Source organism: Zhenhengia yiwuensis, assembly GCF_014384995.1.
Classification (GTDB): Bacteria; Bacillota; Clostridia; order Lachnospirales; family Cellulosilyticaceae; genus Zhenhengia; species Zhenhengia yiwuensis.
Genome location: NZ_JACRSY010000016.1, coordinates 39,582 through 62,334 on the forward strand (window position 1 = coordinate 39,582; position 22,753 = coordinate 62,334).

22 protein-coding genes are annotated in these 22,753 nt (G+C 35.4%); 19 read left to right on the plus strand and 3 right to left on the minus strand.

Going from position 1 to position 22,753, the window contains the following annotated elements; all coding sequences use genetic code 11:
* The first annotated feature begins 21 nt into the window (after nt 1–21).
* From H8718_RS11100 to H8718_RS11110, 3 genes are all read left to right on the plus strand, one after another.
* The gene (locus H8718_RS11100; RefSeq protein ID WP_177672031.1) at nt 22–711 is read left to right on the plus strand and encodes a hypothetical protein; all 690 of its coding nucleotides are present in this window, start codon (nt 22–24) and stop codon (nt 709–711) included.
* A gap of 246 nt (nt 712–957) precedes the next feature.
* Nucleotides 958–1,377: a hypothetical protein gene (locus tag H8718_RS11105; RefSeq protein WP_249332947.1), complete on the plus strand. Its 420-nt coding sequence runs from the start codon at nt 958–960 to the stop codon at nt 1,375–1,377.
* Nucleotides 1,378–1,406: 29 nt separating this feature from the next.
* Complete coding sequence (locus H8718_RS11110) at nt 1,407–1,832, plus strand: HIT family protein (RefSeq protein WP_177672073.1); 426 nt, start codon at nt 1,407–1,409, stop codon at nt 1,830–1,832.
* A gap of 106 nt (nt 1,833–1,938) precedes the next feature.
* Here the strand turns inward: H8718_RS11110 and asnB are convergent, their stop codons facing one another.
* Entirely contained in the window at nt 1,939–3,774 is a 1,836-nt protein-coding gene (gene asnB, locus H8718_RS11115; protein WP_249332948.1) for an asparagine synthase (glutamine-hydrolyzing), read from the minus strand.
* Nucleotides 3,775–4,017: 243 nt separating this feature from the next.
* Between asnB and H8718_RS11120 the strand changes: the two genes are divergently transcribed.
* The 4 genes from H8718_RS11120 (at nt 4,018) to H8718_RS11135 (ending at nt 10,768) form a co-directional block, all read left to right on the plus strand.
* Nucleotides 4,018–5,181 (plus strand): NAD(P)-dependent malic enzyme, encoded by a 1,164-nt coding sequence (locus tag H8718_RS11120; protein WP_249332949.1) that lies wholly within the window; start codon nt 4,018–4,020, stop codon nt 5,179–5,181.
* A 4-nt stretch (nt 5,182–5,185) separates the two neighbouring features.
* Nucleotides 5,186–6,244 carry an undecaprenyldiphospho-muramoylpentapeptide beta-N-acetylglucosaminyltransferase gene (locus H8718_RS11125; RefSeq protein ID WP_249332950.1) on the plus strand — a complete coding sequence of 353 codons (1,059 nt, stop codon included), beginning with the start codon at nt 5,186–5,188 and terminating at the stop codon, nt 6,242–6,244.
* Between the two features lie 114 nt (nt 6,245–6,358).
* Complete coding sequence (locus H8718_RS11130) at nt 6,359–7,972, plus strand: CTP synthase (RefSeq protein ID WP_249332951.1); 1,614 nt, start codon at nt 6,359–6,361, stop codon at nt 7,970–7,972.
* A gap of 108 nt (nt 7,973–8,080) precedes the next feature.
* The gene (locus H8718_RS11135; protein ID WP_249332952.1) at nt 8,081–10,768 is read left to right on the plus strand and encodes an EAL domain-containing protein; all 2,688 of its coding nucleotides are present in this window, start codon (nt 8,081–8,083) and stop codon (nt 10,766–10,768) included.
* Nucleotides 10,769–10,817: 49 nt separating this feature from the next.
* Here the strand turns inward: H8718_RS11135 and H8718_RS11140 are convergent, their stop codons facing one another.
* Nucleotides 10,818–12,374 (minus strand): ABC-F family ATP-binding cassette domain-containing protein, encoded by a 1,557-nt coding sequence (locus H8718_RS11140; RefSeq protein ID WP_249332953.1) that lies wholly within the window; start codon nt 12,372–12,374, stop codon nt 10,818–10,820.
* 67 nt (nt 12,375–12,441) lie between these two features.
* Nucleotides 12,442–12,804 carry a DUF5658 family protein gene (locus tag H8718_RS11145; RefSeq protein WP_249332954.1) on the minus strand — a complete coding sequence of 121 codons (363 nt, stop codon included), beginning with the start codon at nt 12,802–12,804 and terminating at the stop codon, nt 12,442–12,444.
* Nucleotides 12,805–12,956: 152 nt separating this feature from the next.
* Here H8718_RS11145 and H8718_RS11150 point away from each other — a divergent pair, with 152 nt between their 5' ends.
* From H8718_RS11150 to H8718_RS11205, 12 genes are all read left to right on the plus strand, one after another.
* Nucleotides 12,957–13,409, plus strand: a complete 453-nt coding sequence (locus H8718_RS11150; RefSeq protein ID WP_177672040.1) for a MarR family winged helix-turn-helix transcriptional regulator — start codon at nt 12,957–12,959, stop codon at nt 13,407–13,409.
* Between the two features lie 17 nt (nt 13,410–13,426).
* Nucleotides 13,427–14,392 carry a beta-ketoacyl-ACP synthase III gene (locus H8718_RS11155; protein ID WP_249332955.1) on the plus strand — a complete coding sequence of 322 codons (966 nt, stop codon included), beginning with the start codon at nt 13,427–13,429 and terminating at the stop codon, nt 14,390–14,392.
* A gap of 69 nt (nt 14,393–14,461) precedes the next feature.
* A complete protein-coding gene (gene acpP / locus H8718_RS11160) occupies nt 14,462–14,689 on the plus strand; it encodes an acyl carrier protein (RefSeq protein WP_283246203.1) in 228 nt (75 codons plus the stop codon).
* 36 nt (nt 14,690–14,725) lie between these two features.
* Nucleotides 14,726–15,652, plus strand: a complete 927-nt coding sequence (gene fabK / locus H8718_RS11165; protein WP_249332956.1) for an enoyl-[acyl-carrier-protein] reductase FabK — start codon at nt 14,726–14,728, stop codon at nt 15,650–15,652.
* A gap of 59 nt (nt 15,653–15,711) precedes the next feature.
* Entirely contained in the window at nt 15,712–16,653 is a 942-nt protein-coding gene (gene fabD / locus H8718_RS11170) for an ACP S-malonyltransferase (RefSeq protein ID WP_249332957.1), read from the plus strand.
* Nucleotides 16,647–17,390: a 3-oxoacyl-[acyl-carrier-protein] reductase gene (fabG, locus tag H8718_RS11175; protein ID WP_177672045.1), complete on the plus strand. Its 744-nt coding sequence runs from the start codon at nt 16,647–16,649 to the stop codon at nt 17,388–17,390. The genes fabD and fabG overlap by 7 nt, the downstream gene beginning before the upstream one ends.
* A 20-nt stretch (nt 17,391–17,410) precedes the next feature.
* Nucleotides 17,411–18,655: a beta-ketoacyl-ACP synthase II gene (gene fabF / locus H8718_RS11180; RefSeq protein ID WP_177672046.1), complete on the plus strand. Its 1,245-nt coding sequence runs from the start codon at nt 17,411–17,413 to the stop codon at nt 18,653–18,655.
* Nucleotides 18,655–19,098 carry an acetyl-CoA carboxylase biotin carboxyl carrier protein gene (gene accB / locus H8718_RS11185; RefSeq protein ID WP_177672047.1) on the plus strand — a complete coding sequence of 148 codons (444 nt, stop codon included), beginning with the start codon at nt 18,655–18,657 and terminating at the stop codon, nt 19,096–19,098. The genes fabF and accB overlap by 1 nt, the downstream gene beginning before the upstream one ends.
* Before the next feature lie 11 nt (nt 19,099–19,109).
* Nucleotides 19,110–19,532, plus strand: a complete 423-nt coding sequence (gene fabZ, locus H8718_RS11190) for a 3-hydroxyacyl-ACP dehydratase FabZ (RefSeq protein WP_249332958.1) — start codon at nt 19,110–19,112, stop codon at nt 19,530–19,532.
* An 11-nt stretch (nt 19,533–19,543) separates the two neighbouring features.
* Nucleotides 19,544–20,902, plus strand: coding sequence for an acetyl-CoA carboxylase biotin carboxylase subunit (locus H8718_RS11195; RefSeq protein ID WP_249332984.1), 1,359 nt, complete (start codon nt 19,544–19,546; stop codon nt 20,900–20,902).
* A gap of 4 nt (nt 20,903–20,906) precedes the next feature.
* The gene (gene accD / locus H8718_RS11200) at nt 20,907–21,773 is read left to right on the plus strand and encodes an acetyl-CoA carboxylase, carboxyltransferase subunit beta (protein ID WP_177672049.1); all 867 of its coding nucleotides are present in this window, start codon (nt 20,907–20,909) and stop codon (nt 21,771–21,773) included.
* The gene (locus H8718_RS11205) at nt 21,760–22,698 is read left to right on the plus strand and encodes an acetyl-CoA carboxylase carboxyltransferase subunit alpha (protein ID WP_249332959.1); all 939 of its coding nucleotides are present in this window, start codon (nt 21,760–21,762) and stop codon (nt 22,696–22,698) included. Before accD ends, H8718_RS11205 begins: the two co-directional genes overlap by 14 nt.
* Nucleotides 22,699–22,753: the final 55 nt, after the last annotated feature.

The window sequence follows — 22,753 nt, forward strand, 5'->3', positions numbered from 1 at the left end:
TTTATATGTGGAGGTTAAGGCATGAATTTACTGAATGAAATTAGAGATTATACCGATTATGTAAGACAAAACACTTATATATACAGTTTGCAAAAACAAGGCATAGATCTTTTAAATAAATTTATTACGCAGCAGATAGATGGGCCTACTCCTAAGAGAGGATATATAGAGATGATCGATTACTTTCTAGCAGTTTGGATCCCTAAACATAAGAAGTACTTAACAGTAGAAGAAGCTTTTAATATTGTTTATGCCTCTCAGGATTTACTTACTTTCATCCATAAGAAGTATGATAGAGAAGACAATACGCCACTTATTCTTGAGTACTATGGAGAAGAATACATGCGCTTGTATAGAGTGAATGAAATTGTAAGAAAAATGGTAGGGGACCCTGTTATTAGTATGAAACCTACAATTATTGATTTGCAGGGATATAAGGATTATAAGGAAAAGGTACAGCACAAAGATACTATGGCTATGTATGAGCAGGGGCTTTTTTGTATAGAAGAAATTAATGACGAGGGTTACCTGGTATTAAATAAGTTAAGTAACCATAAATGTTGCAGGGTACTTATGAGAAGAGATTGGATGTATCATTTTAAAGTAAACGATATTCTACAAGTCACTTTAAAAAGAAAGATTTTTTTTGTTTATTGGGAAATAGAGCAGTTCAAAGTTTATTATACAGAAAAGGCAGCTCGTTATCTTTAATACTTTTACTTCACCCTAAGATTGAGTATAATAATGAGAAGAAATAAAATGTAAGCTTTAAAGGTAAGGCAATTGCACAGAGCATATAAAGAAGATACAACAGTTATTGCAATTGCTAATATACATAGTGTGTACTTCTAATAAGAGCTGCTCATTAAATGACTAAGTTTTAAGCGGATGTAACGTATAAATAGACAAGTCTCCTCATATAGATGTCATAGGGAAAATAGAGGGGAGGCTATAATTTTGCAACCAATAAGTGATAGCCAAATGTATGGTTTATTTGAAGAACTTATTATAACTAAGCGTAGGCAGCGTATGATAGAAGAACGGTTATTTCAGGGAATGGCAAGACCTATACATCGGAAATGGATGTATGAACGTGTACAAGATCAGTATAAACATGAGAGAATGATTCAAGAGATAGCTAATATGTATTTAAATGAAGAGATTAAAATAGATGCAATAGAGCATAATACTATACCTAACTATTCTATTGTACAAGAATTAGGCAATAGATTAGAAGGCGTAGCAAGTAATATTCAATTAATGGCACACATTAGTCAGCCTATAGAGGATTTTAAACTTTATAAAATGATTAATAGTATGATGAGTGATGAATACATTTATCAGACTAGACTTGTAAAAATGCTTACTGAAAAGTAAGTCAATCCATACTAAAGAAAGAAGGTATTATAATGAAAGAAAGTTGTATTTTTTGTAAGATTTTAAAAGGAGATATTCCATCTTTTTGTGTATATGAAGATGAGAGCTTTAAAGTTATCTTAGATAGATTTCCAGCAAGTCGTGGACATGTCTTAATCTTGCCAAAGGAACACTACCAAGACCTTTTTGAATTACCAGATGAAATAAGTGCAAAGCTTTACCCATTAGCAAGAAAATTAGCTATAGCTATTAAAGATGCTGTAGGTGCAGATGGCATGAATATTATTCAAAATAATGGAGAGTCTGCAGGGCAGTCTGTATTCCATTTCCATATGCATCTTGTACCAAGATTTAAAGAGGATGGCATTGTTCTTAATAAAACTTCTCACGCAGATACAACATTAGAAGCTTTAGAAGAAGTAGCAGAACTTATCAAAAAGCAGTTAGAAGCTTAGTAGGTTAAGTTATATAGAAAAGTAATATGAAAGAGAAAAAAATTAAATAATGAAAGAATAACGAGCCATGAGTTTTGAATTAAAACTCATGGCTCGTTCATTTTAATTAAGCTACTTTTTCATCAAAGTATTCATGGTACCATACTAGGAACATGAATATAGTCCAGATTTTACGACTGTTATCTTTATGACCGTTTTTGTGTTCATCAAGAAGTTTAATAAGCATATCTTCATTGAAGTGCTTTTTAGCGACTGGACTAGTGAAAGCTTCTTTAACGATATTATAGTATTTATCTTCTTTAAGCCATACGCGGATAGGTACTGGGAAACCAAGTTTTTTCTTGTTTGCAGTAGCTGCTGGCATATTGCGTTTAGCAGCAAGACGCATAGCATATTTTGTATTTTCTTTATTAACGCGGTAGCGAAGTGGAATTTTAGTTGCAAGACGACAGACTTCTTTATCGAGGAATGGTACACGAAGTTCAAGAGAGTGTGCCATACTCATTTTATCTGCTTTAAGAAGAATATCTCCAGCAAGCCACATATGCATATCTAAGTACTGCATCTTTGTTACATCCGATTTATCTTTTACCTTGTCATAGAAAGGTTTAGTAAGCGCAATTGGAGCTTTTGCTGGTGTAGAAACTTTAAGAAGTTTTTTACGTTCATCAACAGAGAACATATAAGCATTTCCAATGAAACGCTCTTCAATTGTTTGAGCACCGCGGATAAGGAAATTTTTACCCTTGAAACCAAATGGTATAGCTTTGGCGAGTTTAGCAAGGAAAGAGCGAAGGCCTTGTGGCAAATTATGATATTTTTCATTATCAACAGGCTCTTTATAGATATTATAACCGCCAAATAACTCATCGGCACCTTCTCCTGAAAGGACAACTTTAACGTGCTCGCTTGCAAGCTGACTTACGAAGTAAAGTGCAACCGCAGCAGGGTCAGCTAGAGGTTCATCCATATGGTATTGAACTTTTGTAAGAGAGGACCAGTATTCCTCTGGTGTAATAACCTTATGGAAGTTCTCAATGCCAATTTCCTTTGAAAGTTCCTTAGCGTAGCTAATTTCGTTGTATTGTTCATTGTCAAACCCTACAGTGAAAGTTTTATCCCCTTTAAAGCAACTTGCTACATAGCTTGAGTCAACCCCACTAGATAAGAAACAACCGACTTCTACATCACTAATCTTGTGTGTTTTGATAGATTCTTTCATAGTTTGGTCGATAAGATCTACATATTCTTCAAGTGAACCTTCAGATTCATTAAATGTAGGTTCCCAATATCTTTTTATATCTAATTGACCATCTTTATAGGTGAAGAAATGCGCAGGTGGCAGTTTGAAAATACCTTTAAAGAAAGTTTCTTGCATAGGTGAGTATTGGAAAGTTAAATAATGTTCAAGTGCTTCTTCATTTAATTCTCTAGGTACATTTGGATGTTCAAGAAGAGATTTAATTTCTGAACCATATACAAAACGTTTGTTATCTTGGTAGTAGTAGAATGGTTTAATACCAAAGAAGTCACGTGCTCCAAATAGAGTTTGTTTCTCACGATCCCAAATAACGAAAGCAAACATACCACGAAGATGTGAAAGTAAGTCTGTACCGTATTCATCATAACCATGAACAAGTACTTCGGAGTCAGTATGTGTTTTAAAAACATAACCTTTTTGGATAAGGTTATCACGAATAGACTGATAGTTATAAATCTCACCATTGAAAGTAAGAACTAAAGTTTTATCTGTATTGTATAAAGGCTGAGAGCCTTCTTCTAAATCGATGATACTTAAGCGTCTAAATCCTAAAGCTGCAGAGTCATCAATAAATTGCCCGTCACTATCTGGGCCACGATGTATAATCTTATCCATCATAGCGGATAGCACCGGTTTTTTATTTTCAAGTTCTGTATCTACAAAGCCACAAAAACCACACATATGTAAGGGCCCCTTTCATAAAATATACATAAAAACTTTATCATATATTGTAGTTAAAAGCAATGAAGTCATTACTAAAGTATTGCCTTAAGAGCGTATTATAAACAGGCTAAATCATAAAATTATATAAAATCTATTTGATAAAGGACATCAGTTGACGGGTTATGGCAAAAAAGAGTATGATAAAAATATGAATTATATAAAAATAGGCGATTATAGGGTGCTTAGGATAGAGGAGAAAATATGACTACAATTAATGAAAAAGCATTAGAAATGCATGAAAAATGGCAGGGTAAATTAGAGGTTGTATCAAAAGCAAAAGTTAATAGTAAAGAAGACCTAGCCGTTGCTTATACACCAGGGGTAGCAGAACCTTGTAGAAAAATTAAAGAAAATAGAGAAGATGTTTACAAATATACAATGAAAGGCAATACTGTAGCTGTTATTTCAGATGGGACCGCTGTACTTGGACTTGGAGATATAGGTCCTGAAGCAGCTATGCCTGTGATGGAAGGGAAAGCCGTTCTTTTTAAAGAATTTGCAGGTATTAATGCAGTACCTATTTGTATAGATACAAAGGATACAGAAGAAATTATTAAATTTGTGAAGCAAATTGCACCAACTTTTGGTGGTATCAATCTTGAGGATATTGCAGCACCACGTTGTTTCGAAATTGAAGAGAGATTAAAAAAGGAACTTAATATTCCGGTATTCCATGATGATCAACATGGTACAGCTATCGTTGTACTTGCAGCAGTACTTAATGCCTTAAAGGTGGCTAAGAAACAAGTTGAAAATGTAAAAGTTGTTGTAAATGGGGCTGGCTCAGCGGGGGTTGCTATTACAAAACTGTTATTAAAAGCAGGTTTTAATAATATAATAGTAGTTGATAAGCTAGGTATGCTTGCAAAGGGCCAAGAATGGATGAATTGGGCTCAGAGGGAGCTTGCTGAAGAAACGAATAAAGAGTGTCAAATAGGGACATTAAAAGAGGCTTTAGTCGGTGCAGATGTATTTATTGGTGTATCAGCACCAAATATTGTAACAAGTGAAATGGTACAAAGCATGAATAAAAATGCTATCATCTTTGCTATGGCAAATCCAACGCCAGAGATTATGCCGGATGTAGCAAAAGCAGCAGGAGCACTTGTAGTAGGTACAGGAAGATCAGACTTCCCTAACCAAGTTAATAATGTACTAGTATTCCCAGGTATCTTTAAAGGTGCTTTACAAGCAAGAGTATCTCAAATTACAGAAGACATGAAATTAGCAGCAGCTAAGGCAATTGCACAAATGGTGCCAGAGAGTGAATTAAGTGAAGAATATATTTTACCAGCAGCCTTTGCCGAAGGCGTGGCGGACCATGTTGCTGAAGCTGTAAGAAGTGTAGCAAATAAGGAGGCATAGAAATTTGAAGACGATTGTATTAACTGGTGGTGGAACAGCAGGACATGTAACACCTAATATTGCACTTATTCCTTTTCTAAAGAAAGAGGGATGGAGTATACAATATATAGGAAGTAAAACAGGTATAGAAAAAGACCTTATCACAAAAGAGAATATTCCTTATCATGGTATCTCGTCAGGAAAGTTAAGAAGATATGTATCTCTTGAAAATCTAAAAGATCCTTTTAAAGTAGTAAAAGGGCTATTCGATGCGTATAGCCTACTTAGAAAGATTAAGCCCAACCTTGTATTTTCAAAAGGTGGTTATGTAACTGTTCCAGTTGTTTTAGCAGCTAAATTACTAGGTATTCCGGTTATTATTCATGAGTCTGATATTACTCCAGGTCTAGCGAACAAAATTGCATCAAAGGGTGCAAAGGAAATTTGTGTTAACTTTCCAGAAACACTTCAGTATGTAGGAAGCAAGGGCGTTTTAACAGGTACACCTATTAGAGAGGAACTCTTTAAGGGAGATGCTAATAAGGGGAGAAGCTTATGTAAGTTTACAAACCATAAACCTGTACTTCTTATGATGGGTGGTAGCCTTGGTTCAGTGAAAATTAATACATGCCTTAGGGAGGGCCTAGACACTTTAATAGAGGACTTTAATATTGTGCATATATGCGGTAAAGGCAATGTAGATGAAACGCTAAGGAATAAAGAAGGGTACTGTCAGTTTGAATATGCAGGGGAAGAACTTCCACACTTATTTGCTATGACTGACTTAATGCTTTCAAGAGCGGGGGCTAATGCATTAGCTGAAATTACAGCGCTGAAAATTCCGAATCTACTTATTCCTCTTTCACAAAATGCAAGTCGTGGAGACCAGATTTTAAATGCTAAATCTATGGAGAAAAGTGGTTATTCACTTGTATTAATAGAAGAGGATTTAACAAAAGATACTTTAATTAAGAAACTCTATGAACTTAGAGAGAATAGCGATGTATATAAAAATGCTATGAGAAGTGCTATGGATATAAGTGGTACGGAAAAGGTTATGACACAAATTCGTAAATACAAATAATAAAAGCCTTGTTCAGTGCAATACTGAACAAGGCTTTTATATGTTTTAAATGTATGAATTTACCACTCATGACTCATAATAGAGACGTATAAAAGTAAAAGATGAGGTGAGTTTATGGCGACAAAGTATATATTTGTTACAGGAGGCGTTGTATCAGGTCTTGGTAAAGGCATAACAGCAGCAAGTTTAGGTAGACTTTTAAAAGCGAGGGGACTTAAAGTAACTATTCAGAAATTCGACCCATATATCAATATAGATCCGGGGACTATGAGTCCTTATCAGCATGGTGAAGTTTTTGTAACACGAGATGGTGCTGAAACAGATTTGGATTTAGGACATTATGAAAGATTTATTGATGAGGATTTAAATAAGTATAGTAATGTAACAACAGGAAAAATTTATTGGTCTGTACTTAACAAAGAGCGTAAAGGAGACTACTTAGGTGCAACGGTACAAGTTATTCCTCATATTACAAATATGATTAAGGAATGTGTATATCGAGTAGGTAAAGTAGGTGAGGCAAGAGATGTTGTTATTACCGAAATAGGGGGAACAGTTGGGGATATTGAAAGCTTACCTTTCTTAGAGGCTATTAGGCAAGTAGCAACAGATGTAGGGCATGAAAATGTACTTTATATTCATGTAACCCTTATTCCTTACCTAGATAAGTCAGGTGAAATGAAGACAAAACCAACTCAGCATTCTGTAAAGGAATTACTTTCTATTGGGATACAACCAGATCTTATTGTATGTCGAACAGAACAGGTTATATCTCAAGAAATGAAAAATAAAATTGCTCTTTTTTGTAATGTAAATCCTAAGTGTGTTATTCAAAATTTAGATGCAAAGACTCTTTATGAAGTTCCACTTATGTTTGAAAAAGAGCAGTTAGCACAAATTGTATGTGAGAAGCTAGGCATTGAAGTGAAAGAACTAAATCTTGAAGAATGGGAGCTATTAGTAAAGAAAGAAAAAATTAAAAAACGTAAAGTTAAAATAGCGTTAGTAGGAAAATACGTAGAGCTACATGATGCTTATATTTCTATTGTAGAATCTCTTTATCATGCAGGTATACAGCTTGAAAGTGAAGTAGAGATTGAGTGGATAGATGCAGAAAAGATTAATAATAAGTCTAAGGCAGAACAAATCTTAAAAAAGGTAGATGGTATACTTGTTCCAGGAGGGTTTGGGGATAGAGGTATTGAAGGAAAAATACTTGCCATAGAATATGCACGTACAAAGATGATTCCTTTTCTAGGTATTTGCCTAGGTATGCAATGTGCGGTGATTGAGTACGCAAGACATGTAGTAGGACTTGAAGAGGCTAACAGCTCTGAAATTATGCAACAAACACCTTATCCAGTGATTGACATTATGGCAGACCAGAAAGATATAGAAGATCTTGGAGGAACTATGAGATTAGGGGTTTATCCTTGTGTGCTTAAGAAAGATACATTTAGCTATGAAGCATATAAGGAGTGTCTAATAGAAGAAAGACATAGACATCGTTATGAATTTAATAATAAATATAGAGACTTATTAGTAGATCAAGGATTAAGGATAGCAGGAACCTCTCCAGATGAACATCTAGTAGAAATAGTAGAAGTACCCAATCATCCTTGGTTCGTAGGTGTACAATTCCATCCAGAGTTTTTATCTAGACCTAATAGACCACATCCTTTATTCATGAAATTTTTAGAGAAAGCTGTAGAAAAAAATATGTCATAAAATAGGTGAAAAGGATGAAAACAGTTTACTAATTCGAGTTTTCTGTATATTATAAAGTCAATAAAGAGATAAAAGGTTTTATATAAGTATATTAAAAAGGGGGCTGCTATGAAGTTATCAGTAAAAATCGCTAGTATTTTTGTAGCAATGACTGTAATAACAATTATATTGCACTTGATGTTATCTAATGTAATGGTGGACTATTTGTATCAAGGGGAGGTGACACGCATTACTGGCATTACATCAGATATTATGAGTAGGCTGCAAGGGGAAAAAGATAAGCTTATTAGTAGGGCAAAAGACTATAAAGAATTGATACCTCATATTATTAGAATAGATGAGGAGCATGATGTTGACTTTATGCAAGAACTTAGTATATATAAGTGGTTTGAAAATGATGGGATACAGAGCAAGATCATTTTATCTCCAGAATTTAGAGTTTATAAAACATATTATGATAAAGAAGGAAAAGCAATAGAGAAAACTGAAGTAGATACCCTTATTAAAGAGGCTAAAAGACTTATTCATAATACAGATCAAAGTTTTGAAGGCGTTATTTCTACCAATAATCATCCTTATATTGTAGCTATATATCCACTTATAGATGGGGGAGAAAAAGAACATAAGGGATACTTTATGGCCGTAGAGACAATAGACCAAGAGATGATAGAGAATATAGGAGATAATTTGAAAAGACGTGTGGATTTAACAAATAGGTTAGATTCATCTAGAGCTCATAATCTAGAGGAAAGCTATATAGGCTTACCTATTCAGCTTGTTTATGACAAGTCTATTATTGAAAGTTATACACCTGTTGGTACTGCTAATGCAGAGGAAAAGTTTTATATAAGGTTAATAGAACCTTTAGTAGCAAAACAGAGTATGAAGCGGAATATAGAGGCCTTAACAGGTATTTCAATGATAGGATGTATTATTACAAGTTGCATCTTGGGGATTTGGGTAGAAAAGCTTGTAGTAAAACGTATTGTAAAAATAAATAAACAGATTAACACTATTCATAGCTCACAGGATTTATCAAAACGTATAGAAAAAGATGAAGTAAATGATGAAATAGGACTATTGCAAGAAGATATCAATAGAATGTTTGCTTCTTTAGAACAAGCTAATGAACAAATTTTATTAAATGAAAAGAAGTATAGTAGCGTATTAAGCACTATGACAAATGGATTTGCATGTTATAGGGTAAAGAAAGATGAATTAGGACAGTATAAAGATGCTATTTGTGAAGAATGCAATGATGCACTAGGTGATTTGTTAGGAGTTTCTAAAGAAAAATTAATCAATCATACCATTCACGAATTATCTCATCTAGCAGGTATCGATGATAGGCACATACAAGAAATTTTAGGACAAGTATGGCGAACAGACAGAACATATACCTTAAGTCAAGTTGCTCTAAAAGGAGATAAGTGGGTATCTATTACATTATATAGCATACAGCAAGGGTATTTTGCTATTATTATGAATGATATTACAATCTTAAAGCATTACTCAGAAGAGATGAAATATCTTGCCAAATATGATTCTTTAACAAACCTTAAGAATAGACATAGCTTATATGAACATTTAGATTACCTGAAGAAAATGAATGTATCTTTTGTTATTTATTTTATAGACCTTGATAATTTCAAGACTTTAAATGATACAGTAGGCCATATTGAGGGAGACAAGGTACTATGTGCTACTGCAAAGGAACTCATGGAATTGGCTAATGATGATATAACTGTAGGAAGATTAGGTGGAGATGAATTTATTGTTATCAGAGAAGGAGAATTTGCACCTAATGAAATAGCCCAATTTGGACAGGATCTTTTAAATAGAGTTAATAAGAAGTTTGAGTATGCTTCTTATAATTTTGCTATTAAGGCAAGTATAGGGATCAGTATTTATCCATATCAAACGACTGATATTAATACCTTGCTTAAATATGGTGATATTGCTATGTATAAGAGCAAGAAAAAGGGTGGCAATAGTATCCAAGTGTTTACAGATCAGATGTCAGAAGAATTAGAAGTAGAGGCAAGCTTAAAAGATGTGATAGCAAGAGGAGAAATCGTCCCATACTATCAGCCTATTTTTGATATACATAAGAATAAGATTGTAGGTGCAGAAGTTCTTTCAAGGTGGATTAGAAATGGGGAAGTACTGCTTCCAGAGGTATTTATACCAGTTGCTAAGCGAATAGGGTGTATAGTAGAGATTGATTATTTAATGTTAGATAAGGCTTGTGAATTTGGGCAGAAGTGGCATATGAATGGATACACGGATTTTGAAATATATGTGAATATGTCTTATAGGTCACTTAAAAGACCTAATTGTGTAGAGGTTATTAAAGGTATTCTCAATAAATATCATATTAATCCTGAGTTTATTAGGTTAGAGATAACTGAAGATGAAGTGTTAGATTATCCAGAGTATATTGTAAAAGTTCTAAATGAGATTAAAGCATTAGGGATAAAAATATCTTTAGATGATTTTGGTATAGGGTACTCTTCTTTTAATCATATTAAAGTACTTCCATTAGATATATTGAAAATAGATCAGATACTTGTAAGTAGAATAGAAAAAGATGAAAGAAATGTAGCGATTATAGGGACACTTATAGGATTAGCTCATATATTAGGGCTAGAAGTAATATGTGAGGGTGTTGAAGTAAGTCAACACATAGATATATTGAAGGAAATAAAATGTGATAAAATCCAAGGTTATTATATTAGCCAACCGGTAGAAGAAATGTTGTTTTACAAATGTTTTGAGTATTATAGTATAAATTAAGAAGGAAAAATATATAAAAAAGCTAGAGGCTTAGCCTCTAGCTTTTTTATTAAATAATTTTAGTTGTCCAGTCTTCTACATTCCATACATCTGTTACAAAGCTTTCATAAAAGTAAGGTTCATGACATACAAGAACAACTGTACCTTTAAATTCTTTAAGTGCTTTTTCCAGCTCATCTTTAGCATCCACATCTAAGTGATTTGTTGGTTCGTCTAGAACAAGAAGATTAAGTTCCTGAAGAAGAATTTTGCAAAGACGCACTTTAGCATTTTCTCCACCTGATAAAACTTTCATAGGGCTTGTAATATGATCTGTTGTAAGGCCACATTTAGCAAGTTCAGAACGTGCTTCATGGTTTGTAAGAGATGGGTACTCATTCCAAAGTTCATCAAGTGCAGTATTGTTGTTATCACGAGAGTCTTCTTGAGCAAAGTAACCGTACTCAACATTTTCACCAAATTCTACTTCACCACTAATTGGTTTAAGGATACCAAGAAGTGTTTTAAGAAGTGTAGATTTACCAAGACCATTTACACCACAGATAGCAATTTTTTTACCACGTTCAATGTTGAAATTAAGTGGTTTTGTAAGTGGTTCATCATAACCGATTACAAGGTCACGAGCTTCAATAAGGAAACGGCTAGGTGCTTTAGAGAATTTAAAGTTGAAAGTAGGCTTGATTTTTTCTTTTGGTTTTTCAATCATTTCCATTTTATCAAGCTGTTTCATACGGCTTTTTGCCATACCTGTTGTAGCAACACGTGCTTTATTACGTGCAATAAAGTCTTCAAGTTTATCAATTTCTTTTTGTTGACGTTCATAAGCTTTTTCTTGTTGACGTTTTTTGAGTTCATATAAACGTAAAAACTCATCATAGTTACCTACATAACGTGTAAGTTCACAATCCTCTACATGGTAGATGAGGTTACATACATCATTAAGGAATGGAATATCATGTGATACAAGAATAAAGGCATTGTCGTAGTTTTGAAGGTAGCGCTTAAGCCACTCAATATGGTTAACATCAAGGTAGTTAGTAGGCTCATCCAGAATAAGGATAGTAGGGTTCTGAAGAAGAAGTTTAGTAAGAAGAACTTTTGTACGTTGACCACCACTTAGTTCGTCTACTTTTTTATCAAGACCAATTTCCCCAAGGCCAAGGCCACTTGCAACTTCATCAATCTTTGAATCAATAATATAGAAACCACTTGTATCTAAGATGTTTTGGATTTCTGCTGCATCTTCCATAAGTTTAGTCATTTCTTCGTCAGAGCAGTCACTCATTTTTTCATAATGGCCAAGCATCTCTTGTTCAAGTGTGAATAAATTATCAAATGCTAAACGTAAGTTATCACGAATAGTTGTACCAGGAGTAAGTGCAGAATGCTGATCAAGGTAACCAACTGTTACACGGTTTGACCATTCTACAGTACCTTCATCTGGCATAAGCTTACTAGTAATAATATTTAAGAATGTTGATTTTCCTTCACCATTGGCACCAACTAGAGCAACGTGTTCCCCTTTTAATAAACGAAAAGATACATTTTCTAAAATGCTACGGGAACCAAAGCCATGAGTTACATTTTTTACTGTTAAAACACTCATATATTGTCTCCTTTTAATGATTTTTACTTTTCTATGATAATAAAAAAGTCATAAAAAGTAAAATGAATTAATTGGGAAGAGACAACGTGTATAAAAATAAGCAGAAATAACTTATATGCATTATAGTGATAAGTGTATAAACAATAAGGACTACATTAACGCAGATATGGCAAAGTTTAAGATTACCATTGGGAAGCTCTTCAAGTTTAGCAAGAATATAAATAATAAGGAGCGCAGGAATGATAAGCTTAATTATAATGCTTAGGAAGGGGTCATCTACCACGCTTACCATGATGCTATTAATCTCTTTGAAAAGGCCTGTCTTAAGGAGCCCAAAGGTAAATACAATATCTACTGCATTAAGAATATAAAGAAGTGTGAGCTTGTCACGTAGTTTATCTATGGATAGATCTTTTAGTAGTTTAATCATAGTATACCTCCTATAAGGGAAGTATTGCCAACAAGGTATAATCTTTAATCCAAAAAAACAATACTTGACAATAGAAATGTTGTTGCATATACTTTGAATATAAAATAATTTGATTAACAAAGTATTAATTCACAAGAGTGGAGGCGAGAGATTTGCAGAATACTGCAAAAGTAGTCAATGAATTGCTAGTAGAACTATTTAATGAAATTTTAACCATTGAAAAAGCTGCACTCCAAGAAAGTCCATTTAAGGACTTATCTATTACAGAGATGCATGTTATTGAGGCCATTGGTATGGGCTCAAGAACTATGACGGATGTTGCAGATCAATTAGGGATTACAGTAGGTACATTAACTACATCTATTAACCGATTAGTAAAGAAAGAATATGTTACAAGACAGCGTTCAGAAGATGATAGAAGATATGTAGAGATTGCCTTAGCACATAAAGGAAAGCTTGCATATAGAGTACACGAGAACTTCCATCAAGTTATGGTCAATAACATGATAGATGGGTTATCTAATGAAGATAATGAGGTGCTCATCGCTTCTTTGACAAGGCTTTCTAATTTCTTTAAAGAGAAGTATCACCTTGTAAAAAAATAGAAAGGAGTGATACAGCCATGTATGGAGTAAAACTTTTAGGAGTGGGAAAGGCAGTGCCTAAGTATTGTATGACTAATGAGGATATGTCAAAGGTTGTAGATACGTCAGATGAATGGATTACATCTAGAACAGGCATTAGCCAAAGATATCTTTCAACGGGCGAAAGTACGACTGATCTTGCAGTCACTGCAGCAAAAGAAGCTCTTGAAAGAGCCAATATAAACGCTTCAGATATTGATCTTATTATAGTAGCAACTATTACACCTGATTATGTTATGCCAAGTGTAGCTTGTAGAGTACAGGCAGCTATAGGGGCTGGACATGCTACAGCTTTTGATATAGCAGCTGCGTGTAGCGGATTTTTATATGGAGCTAAAATTGGAACAGATGCTATTAAGGCAGGTTCAGCAACTAATGTGCTTGTTATAGGAGCTGAAGTGCTTAGTAAGACTGTAGACTGGACAGATAGAGGAACATGTGTGTTGTTTGGAGATGGAGCGGGTGCTGCAATTTTTTCTAAACATCATAAAAATCACATAATTAATATCTATACTGAGAGTAATGGTGCGGGCGGCCATGTGCTGACCTTACCTGGGACAAGTCTTAAAAATTGTGTAGTTCAAGAAGAACCTCGCTCACCTTATATGTACATGGATGGTAGGGCAGTTTATAAGTTTGCAACAACTGTTGTACCAACAAGTATAGAGAAAGTATTAGAAGGTACCTCATATGCATTAGAAGATATCCGCTATTTTATTTTACATCAAGCGAATTCTAGAATTATGGATAGTGTAGCTAAAAAATTAGGTGTACCATCTGACAAGTTCTTTAAGAATTTAAATCAATATGGTAATACTTCATCTGCAAGTATTCCAATGGCACTTTATGATGCGGCACAGCAGCTAAATTCAGGAGATGCCATTGTGCTTAGTGGGTTTGGTGGTGGACTTACATGGGGCAGTATGCTCCTTACATGGGATTAGTTCCTATTAGGCCTTAGGGCTTTAAGGATATATAAATTATTAAACATTAAACTTTAGGAGGATTTGAAAATGGTATTAGAAAAATTACAAGAAATCGTAGCAGACAAATTAGGAGTAGACGCTTCAGAAGTAGTTGAAACAGCACGTTTCAAAGAAGATTTAGAAGCAGATTCATTAGACTTATTTGAAGTTGTTATGGCTCTTGAAGATGAATTTGGTGTATCTATTTCAAACGAAGATGTTGAAGGTATTAAAACAGTAGGTGATGCTGTTAACTACATCACAGAAAGACAATAAAGAGTTGTTAAGCAGATTAAATAAGGAGATTGAAGTATGAACAAGATATGCGATATGTTAAACATTCAATATCCTATTTTCCAAGGTGCCATGGCATGGATCGCTGACCATGCCATAGCAGCTGCTGTATCAGAGGCAGGGGGATTAGGGATTATTGCAGCAGGTAATGCACCCGCTGACTGGCTTAGAGCAGAGATTAGAGCTTTAAAAGAGATTACAAGCAAACCATTTGGAGTAAATATTATGCTCCTTAGCCCACATGCTGAAGATGTTGCTAAAGTTGTAGTAGAAGAAGGTGTAACAATCGTTACTACAGGTGCAGGCGATCCTAGTAAATACATGAATATGTGGAAAGAAGCAGGTATTAAAGTTATTCCAGTTGTGCCATCAGTAGCCCTTGCAAGAAGAATGGAAAAACAAGGTGCAGATGCAGTTGTAGTTGAAGGCTGTGAAGCAGGTGGGCATATTGGTGAACTTACAACTATGGTACTTACACCACAAGTTGTAGATGCAGTAAATATTCCAGTTATTGCAGCAGGCGGTATTGCAGATCATAGAGGGTTTGCAGCAGCTATGATGCTTGGAGCAGACGCTGTTCAAATTGGAACAAGATTCTTAGTAGCTAAAGAATGTACAGTACATGAAAACTACAAACAACGTGTACTTAAAGCAAGTGATATTGATACTGTAGTAACAGGAAGAAGTACAGGACATCCAGTAAGAGCACTTAGAAACAAGCTTTCAAGAGAGTTTGCTAAACGTGAAAAAGAAGGTGCAAGTGTAGAAGAACTTGAAGCATTAGGTGCAGGTGGATTAAGACTTGCTGTAGTTGAAGGTGACGTGATTAACGGAACTGTTATGTCAGGTCAAATTGCTGGTATGATTAAACAAGAACAAACAGCAAAAGAAATGATTGAAGAAATCATGACAGAAGGCAACAGAGTATTAGCGCAGATAGGTTAATAGAAAAAATACTTTGAATTTAAAACTTTGAAAATCAAACTAGAGGTAGGGTGGTAAAAATGAAAATCGCATTCTTATTTTCAGGTCAAGGTGTGCAGTACGCAGGTATGGGTAAAAATTTATACGAACATTATACAGAGAGCAAAGAAGCTTTCGACTGTGCTTCAGACATATTAGATTGGGATATTAAAGAAGTATGTTTTGAAGACAAAAACGCACTTATTAATCAAACACGTTATACGCAAGCTGCACTTTTTACCACAAGTATTGCTGCCTTTAATGCTGCAAAGACACAAGGTATTGTGCCTTCAGCGGTACTAGGATTTAGCTTAGGAGAATACAGCGCTTTAGTAGCAAGCGGAGCGTTGAACTTTGAACAAGCACTTAAACTTGTAGATAAGAGAGCCTTTTATATGGATGAATGTGCCAAAGAAAGAGATGGAGGTATGGCAGCTGTTATTGGACTTCAAAAAGAAATGATTGATGAAGTATGTCAATGTATTCAAAATGAAGGATTGGAACTAGTAGTAGCAAATGATAACTGCCCAGGTCAAGTAGTTATCTCAGGTGAAAAGACAGCAATTGAAAAGGCTACCCCACTTTTAAAAGAAAGAGGTGCAAGGCGCATCATGCCGCTTAATGTAAGTGGAGCGTTCCATAGTCCACTTATGGAGGAAGCAGCAAAGAACTTAAAAGAAGAACTTATACACTTTAACTTTAATGAAGTTACAACACCTATTATCAGTAATGTTACAGCTTCTTATATGAATAAAGATGAAGTGATTGAAAATATTCCACTTCAAATCGTAAAAGGTGTACGTTTTAGAGAAAGTATTGAAAAACTTATTGAAGAAGGGTTTGATACTTTTATTGAGATTGGTGTTAAGAAAACACTTTGTAATTTTGTAAGCAAAATTTCATCGGATGTTAAAGTGCTTAATATAGAAGATGAAGCATCATTACAAAATGTATTGGAATTTTTAGGAGGCAAGCAATGTTAAAAGATAAAGTAGCAGTTATTACAGGTAGTAGTAGCGGGATTGGTAAAGAAATTGCACATACATTTGCAAAGAATGGTGCCAAAGTTGTAGTAAACTATCCATTTGAAAGATCAGCTGCTGAGGCAGAAGCTGTAGTAGAAGAAATCAAATCAAATGGTGGTGAGGCGATAGCTGTTATGGCAGACGTTTCAAACTTTGAACAAGCAAAAGAGCTTATGAAAATAGCAGTAGATACATTTGGGGCGTTAGATATTCTTGTAAACAATGCGGGGATTACAAGAGATATGCTTCTTCTAAGAATGACAGAAGAGGAATTTGATAACGTTATCAATATCAACTTAAAAGGTGTATTTAACTGCATGAAACATGCAACACGTATCATGATGAAAAAAGGCGGAAGCATTATCAATATGTCTTCTGTAGTAGGACTTCATGGTAACATTGGTCAATGTAATTACTCAGCATCTAAAGCAGGTGTAGTAGGTATGACAAAATCAGCGGCAAAAGAATTTGCGTCTAAAAGCCTACGTGTAAATGCTATCGCACCAGGATTCATTGTATCTAATATGACAGATAAACTTCCAGAAGCAATTAAAGAAAATACACTTAAAGGTATACCGCTTAATCGCTTTGGAAATGTCCAAGAAGTAGCAAATGTAGCATTATTCTTAGCAAGTGATTTATCAAGTTATGTAACAGGCGAAGTCATCAAAGTTGATGGCGGCATGGCTATGTAATTTTAATGAGGAGGAAAACCATGCAAAATAGAGTTGTTATTACAGGTATTGGAGTTGTATCACCGCTAGGTAACACAAAAGAGGAGTTTTGGAACAACCTTAAAGAAGGTGTATGCGGTATTAATCGTATTAGCAAATTTGAATTAACAGAAGGTTATGATGTTACACTTGCGGCTGAGGTAAAAGACTTTGATGCAAGTAAATATATAGAAAAAAGAGAAGTACGTAGATTAGATCTTTTCTCTCAATATGCTATTTATGCAGCAAAAGAAGCTCTGCAAGATGCAGGCATTGATATGGCAGAAGAAGATGCTACAAAGGTAGGCGTTATCGTAGGTTCAGGTATTGGTGGTCTTGGCACTATTGAATCAGGAATGAAGACACTTTTGGAAAGAGGACCAAAACGTGTTTCTCCGTTATTTATTCCTATGGTTATTTCTAATATGGGAGCCGGTAATGTAGCTATTTATACAGGAGCAAAAGGTATTTGCACAAGTATGGTGACAGCATGTGCTACAGGTACCCATTGTATTGGGGAAGCATACCGTGCGCTTCAAAAAGGAACCAATAATGTCATTTTAGCAGGTGGTGCTGAAGCATCTATTACACCTATGGGTATCGCATCCTTCCAATCACTTACTGCATTATCTAAGTCAGAGGATCCGAAACGTGCCTCTATCCCATTTGATAAAGAAAGAAATGGGTTTGTTATGGGTGAAGGAGCAGGAATCGTTGTAATGGAAACATTAGAGCATGCTTTAAATAGAGGTGCAAATATTTTAGCTGAAGTAGTAGGTTATGGTGCTACAGGCGATGCTTATCACATTACTTCGCCAGATCCAGAAGGTGAGGGTGCTGCAAGAGCTATGGCAGAGGCTATTAATGAAGCGGGTATTACACCAGATGCTGTAGGTTACATCAATGCACATGGAACAAGTACAGAGTATAATGATAAATTTGAAACACTAGCTATTAAAAAAGTGTTTGGTGAGGATACAAAAGTAGCAATAAGTTCTACAAAATCTATGACAGGACACCTTTTAGGTGCTGCTGGTGCGGTAGAAGTCATTGCCATTGCTAAAGCGTTAGAGGAAGGCTTTATTCCGCCAACTATTGGATATGAAGTACCAGATGAAGAGTGTGACCTTGATTATGTACCCAATATAGGGAGGGTAGCAGAACTTGAATATGCACTCAGCAACTCACTCGGATTTGGAGGTCATAACGGAACAATTCTTCTTAAAAAGTGGAAAGGGGAAGTATAATGGATATTAAACTTGTTAAAGAGCTTATGAATGAATTTAAAGACTCAGATCTTACAAAAGTTAAGCTTAAAAACGATGAGTTTGAAATTGAAATTGAACGTACGGCACAAGTAGTGCCTATGGCAACACCAAGTGTAGCACCAACCACGCAGCAAGTAGCAACCACGCAGATTAATATTGAGACTCCAGCAGAGGTTAAGTCCGAAGATGGTTATGAAGTAAAAGCGCCTATGGTAGGGACCTTCTATTCTTCAAGTGCACCTGATAAGCCTGAGTTTGTAACAGTAGGCTCTAAGGTGAAAAAAGGAGATACTATCTGCATTATTGAAGCCATGAAACTTATGAATGAAGTAGAAGCAGATAGAGATGGTGAGATTGTAGAAATTTTAGTAGAAAATGAAGAGATGGTTGAGTTTGACCAACCACTATTTATCATTAGATAAGGAGAGGTGACATGTTAAACACACAACAAATTATGGAAATCATCCCTCATAGATATCCATTTTTATTAGTAGATAAAGCTGAAATTCATGAAGATGGTAGGGGGGCTACGGGGTATAAGAATGTAACGATGAATGAACCATTTTTCCAGGGGCATTTTCCAGGTCTTCCTGTAATGCCAGGTGTTCTTATTATAGAAGCGCTTGCGCAAGTGGGTGCGATTGCTATTCTTTCACAAGAAGAATTTAAAGGAAAAGTAGCTTTCTTTGGTGGTATTAAAGAAGCACGCTTTAAAGAGAAAGTTGTTCCAGGTGATACTTTAAAGCTGGAGTGTAAACTTGTTAAACAAAGAGGACCTATTGGAATTGGAGAAGCAGTAGCAACTGTAGATGGAAAAGTAGTAGCAAAAGCAGAATTAACATTTGCTATAGGCTAGGAGGTATCATGGTGATAAGCAAAGTATTAGTTGCTAACAGAGGTGAGATTGCTGTACGTATTATTAGAGCATGTCGTGAGATGAATATTGAGACAGTAGCCATTTACTCAACAGCAGATAAAGATTCACTTCATGTGAAGTTAGCAGATGAAGCTGTATGTATCGGTAAACCTTTGCCAAGAGATAGTTACTTAAATATAGAGAGCATTATTACAGCGGCAGTTTTAACTGGGGCAGATGCTATCCATCCTGGTTTTGGATTCTTATCGGAGAATGCTAAATTTGCCCGTATATGTCGTGAATGCAATATTAAGTTCATTGGACCAACACCAGAAATGATTGAACTTATGGGAGATAAAGCACGTGCACGTCAAATGATGATTGAAGCAGATGTGCCTGTTGTACCTGGTTCGGAGGGCACTATAGATACTGCCCAAGATGCAAGAGTGCTTGCTAAATGTATTGGTTATCCTGTTATTTTAAAAGCAGTAGCAGGTGGCGGTGGACGTGGTATGCGTATTGTATGGAATGAATCCGAAATTGAAATGGCTTTTAATACAGCAAGGAATGAGGCACTTTCAGCTTTTGGTGATGGAAGTATGTATTTAGAAAAATATATTGTAGAACCAAGACATATTGAGTTTCAGATTTTAGGTGATGCTTATGGTAATGTTGTACATCTAGGCGAAAGAGACTGCTCACTTCAAAGAAGACATCAGAAGGTCATTGAGGAAGCACCATCACCTTGCATATCACCAGCACTTCGTAAGAAGATGGGTGAAGCAGCCATAAGAGCAGCAAAAGCTGTAAAATATGAAAATGCAGGTACAATAGAGTTTATTTTAGATAAAGATAGAAACTTCTTCTTTATTGAGATGAACACACGTATTCAGGTAGAACATCCTGTTACAGAAATGATTACAGGTATAGATTTAATACGTGAACAAATTAGAATTGCATCAGGGGAACGCTTACAGTTTACTAATAAAGATATCCAGATTAAAGGTCATGCTATTGAATGTCGTATTAATGCAGAGAATCCTAAACTTAACTTTAGACCTTGTGCAGGTAAAATTGTAGAGCTTCATTTACCAGGCGGTAGAGGTGTACGTGTAGATACAGCTATTTATCCAGGATATAGTGTACCACCGACGTATGATTCTATGCTGGCAAAGATTATTGCTTATGGAGATACACGCGAGGAAGCACTTAGTATTATGAGGCGTGCGCTTGCTGAAGCTGTTATAGAAGGCATTGATACCAATATTGATTTCCAATATGATCTTATTCATACAGATGCATTCAATGAAGGATACTTTGACACATCTTTTATAGAAAAGAATTTAGATTCAATTTTAGGAGAGGAGTAGTCGTATGTTAAGTGCATTAATAGGTAGACAAAAAAAATATGCTCAGACTAAAACTACTCAGTCTAAACCTGAAGTTCCAAAAGGAATGTATACAAAGTGCCCACACTGTAAGAAGAATATTTATGTCATAGACTTAATTGCTAATATTGGTGTGTGCACTTACTGTAATGGACATCTTCCTATTTCTCCAAGTGCTAGAATCAGTAAACTTATCGATTTAGATAGCTTTGAGGAATTTGATAAAGAAATGAAAAGTGCCAATCCGCTTGAATTTGAGGGTTATGAAGATAAGATAGAAACTACGATGAAAAAGGTTGAGCAAAATGAAGCAGTTATAACAGGTAAGGGGAGAATAGGTGGTATTGAAACGGTCCTTGCTGTTATGGATAGTAGGTTCATTATGGGAAGTATGGGATCAGTAGTAGGAGAGAAGATTACGCGCGCTATTGAGTATGCTACAGCGCATGAACTCCCTATTATTATCTTTTCTGCTTCTGGTGGTGCGAGGATGCAGGAGGGGATTATATCCCTTATGCAGATGGCTAAAACAAGTGCTGCACTTGCAAGACATGATGAAAAAGGTTTACTTTATATCAGTGTCTTAACGAATCCTACAACAGGTGGGGTTACAGCAAGTTTTGCTATGCTAGGTGACATTATTATTGCAGAACCTAATGCACTTATTGGCTTTGCTGGCCCACGTGTAATCGAGCAGACTATTCGCCAGAAGCTTCCTCAAGGATTTCAACGTTCAGAGTTTTTACTTGAACATGGTATGATTGATTGTATTGTAGAACGTAAAGATATGAGAGATAGCCTCTATAAACTCCTTAAATTCCATGCAAAGGAGGGACAAGATGGAGAATACTAAAAAACTAGAACATCTTAGACGTATGATTGATGAATTGGCTTCTTTAGAAGAAAACTTGGAGATTAATCAAGAAATTAAACGTCTTCAGTCTATTGCAGCAAAATTGGAAAGAGAGATTGCTGAAAATTATTCAGCGTGGGATAAAGTACAAATTGCACGTATGATAGATCGTCCTAGAGGATCTTTCTATATTCAGGAAATGGTCACAGATTTCATAGAGCTTCATGGTGATCGTAACTTTAAAGATGACAAAGCGATTATTGGTGGTATTGGAAAAATTGGTAATCATGTAGTCACCATTATTGCTCAGAATAAAGGAAAGTCAGCAAAAGAAAATGTAGAGCGTAACTTTGGTATGCCTCATCCAGAAGGGTATCGTAAGGCACTACGCCTTATGCAACAGGCACAGAAGTTTGGGAGGCCGATAGTATGTCTCATTGACACACCAGGTGCTTACTGTGGCCTTGGAGCAGAGGAACGTGGACAAGGAGAGGCTATTGCACGTAATCTTATGGAGATGGCTAGATTGAAAACACCTATTATTGCAGGAATTATAGGTGAAGGTGGTAGTGGTGGTGCTTTAGCACTTGGTGTAGCTGATAAAGTATTTATGCAGGAGAATACTACTTATTCTATTCTTTCACCAGAAGGTTTTGCGAGTATTTTATGGAAAGATAGTGCAAAGGCAAAAGAGGCTGCAGAAATTATGAGGATTACAGCTTCAGACCTTCTTGAAAATCATATTATTGATGATATTGTAACTGAACCTTTAGGAGGTGCACATAAAGATCCATTTAGTGCAGCTCAGTTACTTAAGACGTATATCATAGAAAAGCTAGATGAGTTAGGTGCTATGAGTACAGATGTATTAGTCAATAAACGCTATGAGCGCTTTAGAAAATATGGAAGTTTTTACGAAAATTAAAATAAGAGCATCCTAATAGCTTTTGGCTATTAGGATGCTTTTGTTTTGGGCATAC